This is a genomic window from Bacillus sp. NPDC094064, from assembly GCF_050279585.1.
GTDB lineage: Bacteria > Bacillota > Bacilli > Bacillales > Bacillaceae_G > Bacillus_A.
This window is the reverse complement of record NZ_JBNNUI010000001.1, coordinates 137,965-151,606: the sequence shown is the minus strand read 5'-3', so window position 1 is coordinate 151,606 and position 13,642 is coordinate 137,965. Positions and strand designations below refer to the sequence as shown.

14 protein-coding genes are annotated in these 13,642 nt (G+C 36.1%); 3 read left to right on the top strand and 11 right to left on the bottom strand.

Annotated features, from left to right (window positions below; genetic code table 11):
• Positions 1–284 precede the first annotated feature (284 nt).
• Entirely contained in the window at positions 285–2,144 is a 1,860-nt protein-coding gene (locus ACQKNI_RS00795; protein ID WP_098883071.1) for a GMC family oxidoreductase, read from the top strand.
• Between the two features lie 521 nt (positions 2,145–2,665).
• On the opposite strand, the gene ACQKNI_RS00790 is transcribed toward ACQKNI_RS00795, so the two are convergent.
• The 4 genes from ACQKNI_RS00790 to ACQKNI_RS00775 all read right to left on the bottom strand — a co-directional run bounded on the left by ACQKNI_RS00790 (position 2,666) and on the right by ACQKNI_RS00775 (position 5,728).
• Complete coding sequence (locus ACQKNI_RS00790; protein ID WP_088229749.1) at positions 2,666–3,214, bottom strand: DUF2179 domain-containing protein; 549 nt, start codon at positions 3,212–3,214, stop codon at positions 2,666–2,668.
• A 192-nt stretch (positions 3,215–3,406) separates the two neighbouring features.
• Complete coding sequence (locus ACQKNI_RS00785) at positions 3,407–3,820, bottom strand: ATP synthase subunit I (RefSeq protein ID WP_088229750.1); 414 nt, start codon at positions 3,818–3,820, stop codon at positions 3,407–3,409.
• Positions 3,821–3,872: 52 nt separating this feature from the next.
• Positions 3,873–5,201, bottom strand: coding sequence for a hemolysin family protein (locus tag ACQKNI_RS00780; RefSeq protein ID WP_088229751.1), 1,329 nt, complete (start codon positions 5,199–5,201; stop codon positions 3,873–3,875).
• 119 nt (positions 5,202–5,320) lie between these two features.
• Positions 5,321–5,728 (bottom strand): MerR family transcriptional regulator, encoded by a 408-nt coding sequence (locus tag ACQKNI_RS00775; protein WP_025149265.1) that lies wholly within the window; start codon positions 5,726–5,728, stop codon positions 5,321–5,323.
• A 458-nt stretch (positions 5,729–6,186) separates the two neighbouring features.
• Between ACQKNI_RS00775 and ACQKNI_RS00770 the strand changes: the two genes are divergently transcribed.
• Positions 6,187–7,071 (top strand): DMT family transporter, encoded by an 885-nt coding sequence (locus ACQKNI_RS00770; protein WP_098253161.1) that lies wholly within the window; start codon positions 6,187–6,189, stop codon positions 7,069–7,071.
• 18 nt (positions 7,072–7,089) lie between these two features.
• Here ACQKNI_RS00770 and ACQKNI_RS00765 read toward each other — a convergent pair whose 3' ends face one another.
• Both ACQKNI_RS00765 and ACQKNI_RS00760 read right to left on the bottom strand, forming a co-directional pair.
• A complete protein-coding gene (locus tag ACQKNI_RS00765) occupies positions 7,090–7,626 on the bottom strand; it encodes a hypothetical protein (protein ID WP_427282103.1) in 537 nt (178 codons plus the stop codon).
• Between the two features lie 20 nt (positions 7,627–7,646).
• A complete protein-coding gene (locus tag ACQKNI_RS00760; protein WP_088229754.1) occupies positions 7,647–8,468 on the bottom strand; it encodes a pentapeptide repeat-containing protein in 822 nt (273 codons plus the stop codon).
• A 195-nt stretch (positions 8,469–8,663) separates the two neighbouring features.
• On the opposite strand from ACQKNI_RS00760, the gene ACQKNI_RS00755 reads away from it, so the two are divergent.
• Positions 8,664–8,840 (top strand): DUF1272 domain-containing protein, encoded by a 177-nt coding sequence (locus ACQKNI_RS00755; RefSeq protein ID WP_088229755.1) that lies wholly within the window; start codon positions 8,664–8,666, stop codon positions 8,838–8,840.
• Positions 8,841–8,966: 126 nt separating this feature from the next.
• Here ACQKNI_RS00755 and ACQKNI_RS00750 read toward each other — a convergent pair whose 3' ends face one another.
• From ACQKNI_RS00750 to ACQKNI_RS00730, 5 genes are all read right to left on the bottom strand, one after another.
• Positions 8,967–10,028, bottom strand: a complete 1,062-nt coding sequence (locus ACQKNI_RS00750) for a lactonase family protein (protein WP_141552195.1) — start codon at positions 10,026–10,028, stop codon at positions 8,967–8,969.
• A gap of 241 nt (positions 10,029–10,269) precedes the next feature.
• Entirely contained in the window at positions 10,270–10,938 is a 669-nt protein-coding gene (gene fsa / locus ACQKNI_RS00745; protein ID WP_088229757.1) for a fructose-6-phosphate aldolase, read from the bottom strand.
• 54 nt (positions 10,939–10,992) lie between these two features.
• A complete protein-coding gene (locus tag ACQKNI_RS00740; RefSeq protein WP_260985581.1) occupies positions 10,993–11,115 on the bottom strand; it encodes an NAD(P)-binding domain-containing protein in 123 nt (40 codons plus the stop codon).
• Positions 11,116–11,301: 186 nt separating this feature from the next.
• The gene (zwf, locus tag ACQKNI_RS00735) at positions 11,302–12,786 is read right to left on the bottom strand and encodes a glucose-6-phosphate dehydrogenase (RefSeq protein WP_088229758.1); all 1,485 of its coding nucleotides are present in this window, start codon (positions 12,784–12,786) and stop codon (positions 11,302–11,304) included.
• Between the two features lie 307 nt (positions 12,787–13,093).
• Positions 13,094–13,570: a heme-degrading domain-containing protein gene (locus tag ACQKNI_RS00730; RefSeq protein ID WP_088229759.1), complete on the bottom strand. Its 477-nt coding sequence runs from the start codon at positions 13,568–13,570 to the stop codon at positions 13,094–13,096.
• Positions 13,571–13,642: the final 72 nt, after the last annotated feature.

The window sequence follows — 13,642 nt, the reverse complement described above, 5'->3', positions numbered from 1 at the left end:
ATTTGTTATGCCCATCTTTAGTACAATCGTAGAAGTTTTAAAAAACAACTCTCACATATCCCCTTTTAGCACCGTTAACTTAATGGTGATGGGATAGTTTCTATTGTTAGGTTGTTCGCAATGCTGGCGATATCCCATGCTCACCAACCTAAAGAATCAAAATCCCCCTATAACCTTACATGTATAGAACATACATTATTTTTAAAAGTAATGACACTGGTACAAGAGACAACTTCTTTTTTACATTTAATATACTAAATGCCAAAAAAGGAGCTTGATTATTTATGCCATCAAAAAATAGAGATTGTTTCAATCCCTGTGCATTTCCTTATTCATTATTTCCTTGTGCATTTCCTTGCGCCATTCCAGAGCCGATAACCCCTGACCCTACCAAATTTGATTATATCGTGATTGGTGCTGGAACTGCTGGAGGGGTAATTGCCAAAGAATTAACGGATGACAAAAGTACTTCTGTACTAGTGCTTGAAGCAGGAACAAATATGACGAATGAGCTAAGTAACCCTAGCGTTATTGCCGCCATTAATACAACCCGTGGTAACAGGTTTAGTTTTAATGTTACTTCTGAACTAGAGCCAACTATTTCACGTACACTTATTGCAACAAATGGTCGCACCATAGGGGGAAGCTCAGAAATTAGTGACATGTACGCCGTACGTGGGAGTAAAGAGTTGTATAACCATTGGGCAAGCCTTATTGGTAATCAATGGAGTTATGATAATATTAGCTCCTTGTTCATAAAAAATGAAACCTATACAGGATCAACACAAGACCCTAGTGAACGGGGAACACAAGGGCCGATTTTTATTAGGCAACAGAGTATCCCCCCTAATGGATTGATCAATACGCTAGTTCAAGCAACAAACACTGTATTGGGAACACCGATTGCTACGGACTATAATACCGGCATAAGGGATTGTACATTTCATCAAACGCAAATTATTCAAAAAGAGGTTAGCCCCGGTGAATTTGTCCGATCCTCAACCGCAACAGGGTATTTAAATGACCATGTTGTCAGCCAAGGAAACCAGTCCAATTCAGATGAATTTGGAGTTGATGGAAGAAAGTTGGTTATTTTAACTAAAACAACCGTTAACAAAATCTTATTTAAGAAAAAAGATGGATTGAACATTGCGGTTGGTGTTGAATTTGTCAAGGATGGCGTTTCACATAGAAAGTTTGCAAGAAAAGGCATTATCGTCTCTGCAGGATTCTTTTCTTCACTCATTCTACAACGTTCAGGAATCGGTAAATCGGATGATTTGGCTAAAGCAGGTATATCAACATTGATAGAGAGTCCACATGTTGGTCACAATCTTCAAATTCAAGGTTATGTTGGATTGGGAGTCGAGATAGATACCCCTCAACTTCTTCCGATATTTTTTGCTGATCCAAACTATCCACTAATCCTAGGTGCTTTCCAAGCAGAGAATCCACTGAATCTACTAGAAAGTCGTCGTCTCCAATTGATAGGGGCTCCTATCCCATTTTTTCTCCCTGCTTCAGATGTAATCAGCAATGGTTGGAGTTTTGATTTAACTTTCCAAACCACTCCAAGTATCATGAGTTTCGGTATTATAGACGTGAATACAAAAAGCAGAGGGACAGTGCTAGTGGAGCATAGCGATCCAGAGGCTTATCCATCCCTTGACTTTCATCCGTTAGAAAATCCCAATGACCTAACGTATATGGTCGATCAATATAAGAGAATTTATAATATTATTGTAGAAGCTAGAGATCCACTGAAATACCCAAATAACGGCATCGGGAAAGTTGTTTATCCTCCCGAGAGTATATTCCAGCTACCTGACAACGATCCTAACAAACAACGTCAGCTTGAGAATTATGTCAAAGCCGCTTACACGAACTTCTCTATAGGCGGGCAGTGTCGGATGGGACAGACGATTCAAGAAGGGGTTGTCGATGGATTCCTTAATGTGTTTGGTACACAAAATCTTAAGGTTGCCGACCTGTCTATTTCGCCTCTTTTACCGGACGGTCAGCCGTCAGCCGCTGCTCAGATGATCGGACTAAATGCGGTACGGTTTATAAAAGAGGATTCCTCCTCATATGTAATGACAGATATGGAACTTGATGATTATGAAAATGAGATTAAAAAAATATAAATTAAATATTTATTAGTCTTATTCTTATTTTTTGATTTAGAGCTAGCATTTTAGCTAGAATGCTAGCTTGCCTTGTGAGGACGAACCCCATCGCTATCAAACTAATAAAAAGAAATATCCTCAAAATGAAAAAATACGTTATTCTTTCTGTAGAATCATAGGAAAGGATGGCGTTTTTTGTATGTCTATTTCTGTATCTGACGAACTACAACTTTTTTCACAGGAGATTCTTTAGAAACTGGAAACGGCAATATTAAATTATTAACACTAACGATTACAACAAAAGTTAATCAATTTGAAATGAAGACCGAGGGCATTAATGAAAATAAAGTAACCTTTATTTATGTTGCCAGTAAAAAATAATTATACATATTTTAAAGATTTCTCAGATTATCTGAGAGATCTTCTTATAAAAAAGAGAGGAATCTTTTTCAAAATAGATTCCTCTCTTTTACATTTAAATATAAGATCATAGTGCGCCTTGATTAAACTGAATTTTAAAGCTGCACCATTCCCTTTTCTTACGATGCATGATGATCTTTCTTCTTCAACAACGCTCTCTTCTTCATCGCTTTCGTTAAATATCCACCTTTAAATGAACGAATTTCATACGAAGACATAAACGCTTTCGGTGCAATTTCATTAATAATTTCTAAAAGTTCTTTCTCTCTAGAGCGTTTTGCGACGATATCTAAACGATAACGAATAGAATTAATACCTTCACCTTCAAATACTGTAACGCCAAATCCAGAATGTCGTAATTCATCTACTAATTCATTACAACGGTCTAGTAAACTAACTTGATACGTAATATATCCAATCGCTAATTTATTCTCTATATAACCGCCTAATAATAGTCCCGCACTAAAGCCGATGACATAGGCGACAATGTTCATCCAATTTGATAAATCCTGAAACACAATACCTAAACTGACAATGTAAATAGCACCTTCTAACAATCCTACACCAGCAGCGGATCTTGTTTGATTCTTTACAAGCAAAATCGTACGGATTGTTAATATAGGAACATAAATAATTTGAAGCACAAAAATAAGTAGAGCTTGTAACATTGGTATCCACCTCTTTCCAAAAGTCTTTTGTCATAATAACATACATAAGCTTTAGAAATCGATGGGTTTTTAAATTTTTTTTTATTATTTTTCATACTATTGAAAAACGAAAAAAAGAAGCGTATTATATTTGTCGTTTAGTTATGATTACTTTCTTAAAATCAAAAAAGGAACCTCCATTAGGCCCCTTTATCATAGCTCTATGTTTTTCGAAGCCTTCTCTCTTCGCTTCTCTTCTTCTTTCACTAACTGCATATTTGCATAAGCTAAATTCACAATCATTAAAAAGTGACCACCTAAAATACCTGTACCAAATGCCCACATTTCCATTTCATGCTCAATTTCATACATAATGATAGCCCCTAATATAGCAGCTGCAAACCGGTTTAAAACTCCTAATCCAGGAGCCTTTTCTTTCATTACGATACTTTTCCCAAGTTTCTCCACTCTGCGAGCTAATAACCAAAGGCAATATGCGCTTACAGCTAATCCGATACCAAATCCTGTTACTTGTTTTCCAAACGGAGTAATCGTCCACATAAGTAGTAAACCACTAAAGATCACATACAATTGTAATCGATATACACGTAAGGCTGCTTGAATCAAAATATCCGCTCCTAATCTCACATTTTTTATATTTCAGAAGAAAAGCAGCAACTTACACAGTTGCTGCTTTCTCTTCTTCTTGTTCTTGTTCCATTTTACGAATTTCAACACGTTTAATTTGGTAAGCGTCTTTTTCTAACACTTTAAATTCATAACCTTCCGCCTCAACGTGTTGTCCTTCTTCAATTTCATGATTTTGCATCATAATCCAGCCACCGATTGTATCCACATCATCTTCTTCAATGTGTAATCCAAATAAATCTGTCACTTCTGAAATAAGTACTTTCCCATCAACAATGATATGTTGCTCGTTCACATGTTGAATTGGTGGTGCTTCATCTTCATCATATTCGTCACGAATTTCGCCGACGATTTCCTCCAATATGTCTTCAAGCGTTACAATTCCAGCTGTTCCTCCGTACTCATCATATAAAACAGCCATCGGAATTCGCTTCTTCTGCATTTGCAGTAATAAATCATGAATCGGAGTCGTTTCCATCACTTCAATAATCGGACGCATATACGTGCGAATCGATGATAAATCTTCTTTATCATTGTTCATATATCGAATAAAGAAATCTTTTACATTGACCATACCGATAATATCATCTTTATCTTCTCCAAAAATCGGATAACGTGTGTATCGTTCATTTTGGATTACTTTCATGTGCTCTTCTACTGAATCTTCAAGATAGAAACCAACGATTTCCGTACGCGGTACCATGATTTCTTTCGCAATACGATTATCAAATTCAAAGATGTTATTTACATACTTGTATTCAGCTTGATTAATTTCTCCACTTTCGTAACTCTCTGAAAGAATAAGACGTAACTCTTCTTCTGAATGAGCTACTTCATGTTCAGAAGCTGGCTTCAAACCGAATAAACCAGTTACTACACGAGCAGAATTATTCAACACCCAAATAAACGGATACATAACTTTATAGAACATCATTAACGGACCCGCAAATAACAATGTCACTTTTTCAGCTTTTTGAATTGCCATCGTTTTCGGAGCTAATTCCCCGACTACAACGTGCAAGTACGTCATCGTCATAAATGCAAGACCAAACGTTAATACTGATGAAATAGAAGGATTTAAATTCAATTTCTCAAATAACGGATGTAATAATTTTTCTATCGTCGGTTCACCTAACCAACCTAGTCCCATCGCTGTAACCGTAATACCTAATTGACAAGCTGATAAATATTCATCTAAATTTGATGTTACTTTTTTCGCTGCTAAAGCACCGCGTTTCCCTTCCGCAACAAGCTGATCAATGCGACTTGAACGCACCTTTACAATCGCAAACTCTGCTGCTACGAAAAATCCAGTAAATGCGATTAAAATCGCAACCATGACTAAATTAAATATTCCCAATGAATCCCCTTAGTTAAAAAACTAAGGTGTCCACCTCCTGTATACTATAATGTTTTCTTATGTGCTCATGAGAAAACATAGCCCGATACAAAAATTAAAGAGGTCGGATTTCACTTTTTCTATAATAATAGAGCAAGTGTCTGTATTAAAGCTGTCGTTTGACCAGATAAAGATTTCGATATTTTTTCACGTTGTGAATCAGTCAACTCATCTAAAAGCGGCTTTAACTCCGTTAACTCTGCTTCTAATCGATGAATATGGTCTGTCACTTCATTCACTTGTTTCGAAACGTGTTCATTGATACCGAGCAGCTTCTTCTTCTCCTCGATTTTCTCTTTAATCTCACAAAGCGGCATATGCATTTCTTTGCACTTCTCAATAAATTGTAATGTCTCAAATGCTGTTTCGTCGTAATAGCGATAATTAGATTGAGATCGCTCCGCTTTTAAGATACCTAGATTCGTATAATAATCAATCGTTCGTTTCGACACGTGAGCCATGAGAGCCAACTGTCCGATTCGATACACCTTCCCAACGATCTTCCCCCCTTGTTTATATTACTATCATCATACAACACACAAACTGTACAGTCAAACGTGATGGTTTATCATTCACATTTTATACAAATTCCCACATTTTCTCTTACATTTATAAACTATGATTTCAACTAAATAATTAGATTATCAAATTAACGAAATATATTAATGAAACCTTTTCCCTTCTCACCCCCCCTTACTTTTAGAACGTACTACTCCATTTTCAAAAATCAGATCCACACAATACATACCCCAATAAACTGAAAATTAAGTTATAATATCATTATAAAAATTAAAAGGGGGATATATACATGTACTACAACACTTCATTCGAAAACGATCAACCTGTAGGCCGTCTATAATCTAAGACGGGCATTCATATAACAAGTGCGCTATGCCTCGTCTTAGGGAATGTATCCTAACCCTAAACATAGACGGAGGTAATGAAAATGAAACAAACAATTTTAGGAGCTATCTGTTTATCACTAGCAGCAAGTATATGGGGCGGTATGTATGTTGTTAGCAAATATGTACTCGACTTTATCCCACCGCTTACACTCGTTTGGCTACGCTTTATTATCGCTTTTGTTGTTTTATATGCAATTTTGAAAATAGCTGAGAAAAAACAAAAGAAAAAAACAACCATTCGCAAAAAAGACTGGCTCCTATTCGCTTGGATTGGATTTATCGGATATTTCATTTCGATCACATGTCAATTCATCGGAACAAAACTATCCGACGCTCATACAGGCTCTTTAGTAACATCAGCTACACCTGCATTTATGGTTATATTTGCAGCGCTCATTTTAAAAGAAAAACTAACTGCCCGTAGAATGCTATCTACTATCATAGCGACAATCGGTGTCATTATCGTAATTGGATGGGATATTGAAATTGGCTCCTATTTTATCGGTACAATTATATTAGTTGGAGCCGCTATCACATGGGCTTTACTATCCATTTATGTAAAAATTGCTTCAGTCCGCTTTTCATCACTAGTTATTACAACGTACGCAATATTCTTTTCACTCTTTTTCATCACACCTTTTATGATTTTGGAATTCCAATCCAATCCTATTAGCCATATGAACATGTACGTATTATTAGGTGTGCTTTATTTAGGAATCATCTCAACGGCAGGTGCATTTTTCCTTTGGAATAAAGGATTACAATTAATGGACGCAAGCATCAGCTCATTATTTTTCTTCTTCCAACCTATCGTTGGATCGTTACTTGGTTGGTTTCTCTTAAACGAGACATTAAATAGCAACTTTTTCATTGGTGGTATTCTTATTATATGTAGCGTTTTAATTACCACTCTTGAAAAGAAATAAAAAAACAGGCAGAGATTTTTAATCTCTGCCTGTTCGCATAATTGGGTCTTGATCGTGAAAACCAATGCAAATTTGTATATTACTTCGCACTTCACTACATGCACTTATAAAACTACATACCGTTCTTGCAATTAAATATAAAGTAATACCCATTGCCTTTTCGCTTGTATCAAAACCGTTCTCATCATACAGATTCGCTAATTCTATAGCCTTCGGTCCCTCAATATCATATGTCCATTCAGAAGCCCAATCATCATCCTCTTCTTCAAGCGGAACATACTCCTCACAAATATAAAACTGACTATTCCATTCATTATCGAGATCATACTCAAAATAAATTGCCTTTACTTCTTCACTTTCAGCAATTTCTAATGTTTCCCTCAAGCCTTTTCCCACACTCTTTTCGTATGAATCTAATCGAATCATTTTAATTCGCTCGGCGTGCGCACCTGATGCTAACGTGCTGCAAATACCATAATACTTCACTTCCACTTGCTTTACTGATAACGAAAAGATATCCTCTTGCATCTCTTCTAAATACTGAAACATATCCAAACTAGCTCACTCCATACTCTTTACGCACTCCAATGCGCGGGACGGGACAACAATTTCGGTAATTTCGTATGTGTATCCCCTCTCGCTGCATTAATTTGAACTTGCGTAAGAAAAATACTATTTGTAAAGTCCGCCCCGCGAATATCTGCATCCCGCAAATCTGCTCCGATGAGATCTGCTCCTCGTAAGTCTGCACCATTTAAGTTAGCCGCAATTAAATATGCGCCTCTTAAATTCGCTCCTTGCAAATCTTTCTTCTTCAGATTCGCTCCCATAAGGTCTGCTCCGCGGTGACTAATTCGCTTCTTACGCGCGGCATTCATTTCCTTCCAAACTAGCTCACTCGTTTCTAAAAGTAAAACATTTACTTCTGCACGGTGTAATGGAATATTTACTTTCATTAACTCGTCCGCATTTAAATTTGAAAGACGCTCCGTCTCTTCCATCGCTCTACTTAGTTTTTTATGAATTGACTGCGTCGCCTTTAAAAGAATAGCCTCATTCAAATACCAAAGCATTTCATGGAGCTGATGCATAACCGGAAAAGCATCATACATTTTCCTTGCATGCTCAGCATCTTTCCGCCAATCAATCCCTTTAAACGTAACTTGAGAAATTTTCTGTCCAGCGCCAAAACATTCAAATACTGTACAACCTTTATAACCATTCCCTCTCAGATTTTTATGTATGCTACATTTAAAATCTGATTGTAAGTTGGAACACGGTTTACCCCCATCTTTATTCACTGCAAAATCTACCGATGCTGCGAACGGTAACGCCACACAACATAGACCGAAACATGTTTCGCAGTTCGCTTTTAAATGATCGTTATGAATAGTCAAAATCTATACCCCCTGTTGTCTTTTGACTATTTCATAATATTCTAACTGCAATAAATAATCAATTTTAATAGAAACAGGCATTTTTTATCTCAATTCATAACTTTATCAGTCATTTTCCTTTCAATTGAAAAAGACAGCTTCTATTCGATGAATTATAATTAAATTGTAAATATTCAAATTAAAAGGAGAACTATAATGGCACTAGAAATGAAAACAAACTGTCAAATTTGCGATCAATCACTGGGGCAAGATTCTGAAGCATACATTTGCGTGTATGAATGTACATTTTGTGCACCATGTACAGAAGAAAGAAAAAACGTTTGTCCAAACTGCGGGGGCGAATTGGTACGTAGACCGAAAAAGAAACAATAAAAGCAAAGCGATATCGCTTTGCTTTTATTGTTTTCTAGGTATATGAAATTATATCAACGATTTTTTTAATATATCGACTTACCAACAAATAACGACATCTCTATACGCATTCAGCTTCAACACAACTTAAACATTTAAAAACTTAACACAAACAGGCTCCGGCACAACAACATCAGATTGGATGAGCGTTAACTTCCCTGTAGATTCATCTCTTGAAAATAGTACAAGATTATGCGACTTTTCATTTGTCGCAACAAGAAACTTTTCAGTAGGATCTAACACGAAGTCCCTCGGCCAATTTCCTTCTGTATATGTATGTTCAACAAATGTAAGCTGACCTGAATGTTGATCTACACTGAATACAGCAATACTGTTATGACCTCGATTAGCTGCATATACAAAGCGACCGTCAGAAGAAATATGAATCGCACTTCCTTGACTATTTTCATCGAATTGTTCTGGAATGGTAGAAATATACTGCAATTCGGTAAAGGATCCTCCTTCAGGATTATACGTTAACACAATGACTTCTGAACTAAGTTCCGTCATCACATACGCGTACTTTCCATTCGGGTGAAAAGTAATATGTCTTGGACCACTTCCTGGATTCACAGACAAGCTATTCACTTCTATTAATGTACTATCTTTCATTTCATATGTAATTAATTTATCTATTCCTAAATCGACACCCACCACATATTTTTCGTCAGGAGTATATCCCGCGTAATGTGCATGTGGTTTTTCTTGTCTTTCTTTATTCGGACCTGAACCTTCATGTGCCATAATAGATGCAGCAGGACTTACCGTTCCATTTTCTTCATTTACTTCAAAAGACTCAATCGTTCCTTTATGATAATTTGCTGTAACTACCACGTGATTTCCACTATCAACACTAATATGACAAGGAGACGCACCTTCTACTACTTGTCTGTTCTTCTCCTTAAGCTCTCCAGTATGACTATCAATCGAATAAGCAGCTATCCCGCCAGTTTCTCCTTCTTTTACAACAGAATAGAGATATTGATTATTTCGGTTAATGGTTACATATGTAGGGTTATCCAGTTTGGCCGCAAGTGCTACATTACTAATTTTTTTTGCTTCCGTGTCTAAAGTAAAAGTATATATTCCTTCGCTTTTTTCTTTCGTGTACGTTCCAACATATCCAATAAATTTTTTGTTATCAGTCATTTTCATAACTCTCTCCCTATCGTTTTTGTTCATCCTACTTCGTAACTAAAGCTTTAAACTATTTTATATTAAAAAAATATCCTAAAAAGTCGGAGTCCCTCTTTATAACTTACCATATTATCCTACTATATACGAAAAAAGACTCTCTCTTATGAGGGATATGTTTTAACAAACTTCACTCTCATAAGGAGGTCCTTTTCATAACTATAGTGTTTTTTTGAAGAATGGCAGCCTCACTTCATTATAACTTAGGCGCTTTTGCCCAATCCGCAGCAAACTTTTCAATACCTTGGTCTGTTAATGGATGCATCGCAAGTTGCTCAATTACTTTATAAGGAATTGTTGCAATGTGAGCACCTGCCATCGCTACACGAGTTACATGATCTGGGTGCCTAACAGAAGCAGCAATAATTTGTGCATCTAATTGATGAATATCGAATAATTCAGCAATTTTAGCAACTAATAGTACGCCATCTTCAGAAATATCATCTAAGCGACCTAAAAATGGAGAAACATACGTTGCACCTGCTCGAGCAGCTAAAAGTGCTTGGTTCACAGTGAAAATAAGTGTAACGTTCGTTTTAACACCTTTTTCAGTAAGGTAGCGGCAAGCCTCTAGCCCTGCTAGCGTCATCGGAAGTTTTATCGTGACGTTTTTATCGCCACCGTTTATTTTAATAAGCTCTTCTGCTTGAGCAATCATTTCTTCAGCTGTAACAGCATCTGGCGTTACTTCTGCCGAAACAGATTCAACTTTAGGTACTGCCTGACAAATTTCTGCAATACGGTCTTCAAACTTAATGCCCTCTTTTGCTACTAAAGAAGGATTCGTTGTAACACCAGCTAAAACTCCTAGTTTATATGCTTTTTTTATGTCCTCAAGATTTGCAGTATCAATAAAAAATTTCATGATCAATTCCCTCCAGTTTTTAAACGTTAACGAGTTATAATTTTAGGGTTTTTATTACTTCTCGACTGCATGTCCGCCGAATTCATTGCGCAGAACTGCTACTTCATGTTTATGATTAATTAAATATCTCCCTAAATTCAATCCCATTTTACCTAAGCCAATTAATCCTACTTTCATAATATAATTCCCACTTAAATTACCCTTTATCATAAATACATATCACTAAAATCATGAATACCTTTTTTTATATAACTTTTACGTATTAGACAACATTTTCTGTCGTAAATGCATGACCTTAGCTTCAGCTCCTGCACATGTTTCAATAGTAAACTTCACTCTAAATACCTTCATTTAAGAACGTACTTATTTTTTCAATTCCCCATCTAACCACCATTTAAATTCACTTTCTTGCAATAAGGCATTCGCCTCATCTGGTCCATATGAACCAGACTCATATTCGTAAAGAGGCAATACGTTTTCCTCGAATGCTTCAAGAATTGGCTGTACCCATTCCCATGATAATTCAACTTCTTTCCAATGGGCAAAGAATGTAGAATCTCCACATACAGCATCATAAATGAGTCTTTCATATGCTTCTGGTATGCCCACTCCTGTTTGCTCACAAGTAAAATGAATACGTATCGGTTCAAGCTCTCCATTTTTCAACGGATTTTTACTATTTAATTGCAGTGAAACATTTTCATTTGGGCTAATTTCAATCATTAACAAATTAGGCTCTGCCTTTGGATTCGTATCTTGATATTGTTGTTTTAACGTATTTTTAAATTCAATTACAATACGAGTAGATTTTTCTTTCATTCTTTTGCCTGTTCGTATATAAAATGGAACGCCAGTCCAAAATGGATTATCGATCCATAAGCGAGCAGCAACAAACGTATCTGTTTTAGAAGAAGGATCTACTCCTGGTTCCTCTCTATACGCAACAACTTGCCCGCCTTTTATCTCACCTGAAGCGTATTGACCACGAACGATATGGTTCTGAACGTCTTCTTTTTTCACTCTACGAAGAGTCTCCATTACCTTTCGTTTTTCCTCTCGAATTTCAGAGGCGTTAATCTTTTCCGGAAGGTTCATAGCAGTCATCATTAATATTTGTAACATATGATTTTGAACCATATCACGAATGGCTCCTACCTGATCATAATATCCTGCTCTTTCTTCAACCCCAACCGTTTCACTAGCTGTTATTTGTACATTCGCTATATGTTCTTTATTCCAAATCGATTGGAGAACTGGATTTGCAAATTCAAGCGCTTCAATGTTTTGAATCATCGGTTTACCTAAATAATGATCAATACGGTATATTTCATCTTCTTCAAACGTTCGACTAAGCTTATCATTAAGCTCACGAGCAGACTTCAGATCGTGCCCAAACGGTTTCTCAATCATCAAGCGTTTCCATCCATCTGTTTTAGCAAGTCCGCTTTCCTTAATATTTAATGCTATTGTCTCGAAAAAGTCAGGAGCAACTGAAAGATAGAACATTCTATTCCCTGTTATATTTTGTTCCTCTTCCCTTTCATGAACGACTTGCAACAACCTCTTATAATCTTCTGGTTTATTCACATCTAACGGACAATAACGAAAATACTCTAAAAAATCCTCTATTTTTGGAGCACCTTCCTCTCTGCTCCGAGAAAAAGTTTCTATTGAGTCTTTTATTTTTCCTTGAAAATCTTCATGAGATACTTCACGTCTTCCAAGCCCAATAACGGATATTTGCTTTGGAAGTTTTTGATCTATATATAAGTTATATAATGCGGGGTAAATTTTTCTTTTAGCTAAGTCCCCTGTTGCTCCAAATAAAACAAAGGTTATCGATTCCAATTTCAGTCCCCCTCGTGGTGTATAGTCATTGTCAATATGGTAAAAATGAACTGTACAGAAGGCTAATTCACAGTTTTATACAATGCAAAAAGCTATTAGCTTCTATTTTTTTATATTTGTCGCTTTCTAATTGTCCCCAACATTAATAGTGGCAATTCAAAGCATTACTACACCCTACCTACTTATTGAAATTAATATAAAATATCTCGAATTAAAGATTTTCCACTTTTGTCTGTTTATTAAATGCTGGTAGCCAAATAATAAAAAGGCAAAAACGAACAGAAACATGTTCATTTTTGCCTTTTTATTATTGCTGTAAATGATTTTTAACTGCCCTTATAACCAATTCATGATCTTCTTCTGGTGGTAATCCGGAGACTGTTATCATTCCGATTACCCCTACGTTTTTTATTTGAACAGGAAAACATCCACCAAACGCAGCATATTCCGAAGTATCTAAAAGATATTTTTCATTATATGAGACGCCAGTTATTTCACTTTGTATCTGCATATAATACGAGCTATGATTATGCAGGGAAACGACCCGTTTTTTACGTTCAATCCATTTCGTATTTTCCTCAGTTGTCCCTGTCATCTTGAAATGAAATAATTGCACACCGTTTTTGGCTATATCAACAGCAATCACTTTCCCCTCTTGCTTCGCTGTTTCAACGATAAATAAGCCTAATTGCAACGCATCTTCATTTGTAAAAGAAGAAAACTGAAGTGTCTCCTCTTCTATTAAAATTTGTTTACTTATTTCATTCAAATTTGAAGTACTCATACATTTAACCTCCCTAATCGCTTTCTACCACATTGATATTTTTGAAATTATGTGACTCTATCGTGCGACCTT

Coding starts and splice junctions, on each gene's coding strand:
- ACQKNI_RS00790 (WP_088229749.1), bottom strand. CDS start 3,214: ATGTTACAAGCTCTACTTATTTTTGTGCTTCAAATTATTTATGTTCCT.
- ACQKNI_RS00740 (WP_260985581.1), bottom strand. CDS start 11,115: ATGAAAGTAGGATTAATTGGCTTAGGTAAAATGGGATTGAATTTAGGG.
- ACQKNI_RS00750 (WP_141552195.1), bottom strand. CDS start 10,028: ATGACTGATAACAAAAAATTTATTGGATATGTTGGAACGTACACGAAA.
- fsa (WP_088229757.1), bottom strand. CDS start 10,938: ATGAAATTTTTTATTGATACTGCAAATCTTGAGGACATAAAAAAAGCA.
- ACQKNI_RS00755 (WP_088229755.1), top strand. CDS start 8,664: ATGGCACTAGAAATGAAAACAAACTGTCAAATTTGCGATCAATCACTG.
- ACQKNI_RS00770 (WP_098253161.1), top strand. CDS start 6,187: ATGAAACAAACAATTTTAGGAGCTATCTGTTTATCACTAGCAGCAAGT.
- ACQKNI_RS00730 (WP_088229759.1), bottom strand. CDS start 13,570: ATGAGTACTTCAAATTTGAATGAAATAAGTAAACAAATTTTAATAGAA.
- ACQKNI_RS00795 (WP_098883071.1), top strand. CDS start 285: ATGCCATCAAAAAATAGAGATTGTTTCAATCCCTGTGCATTTCCTTAT.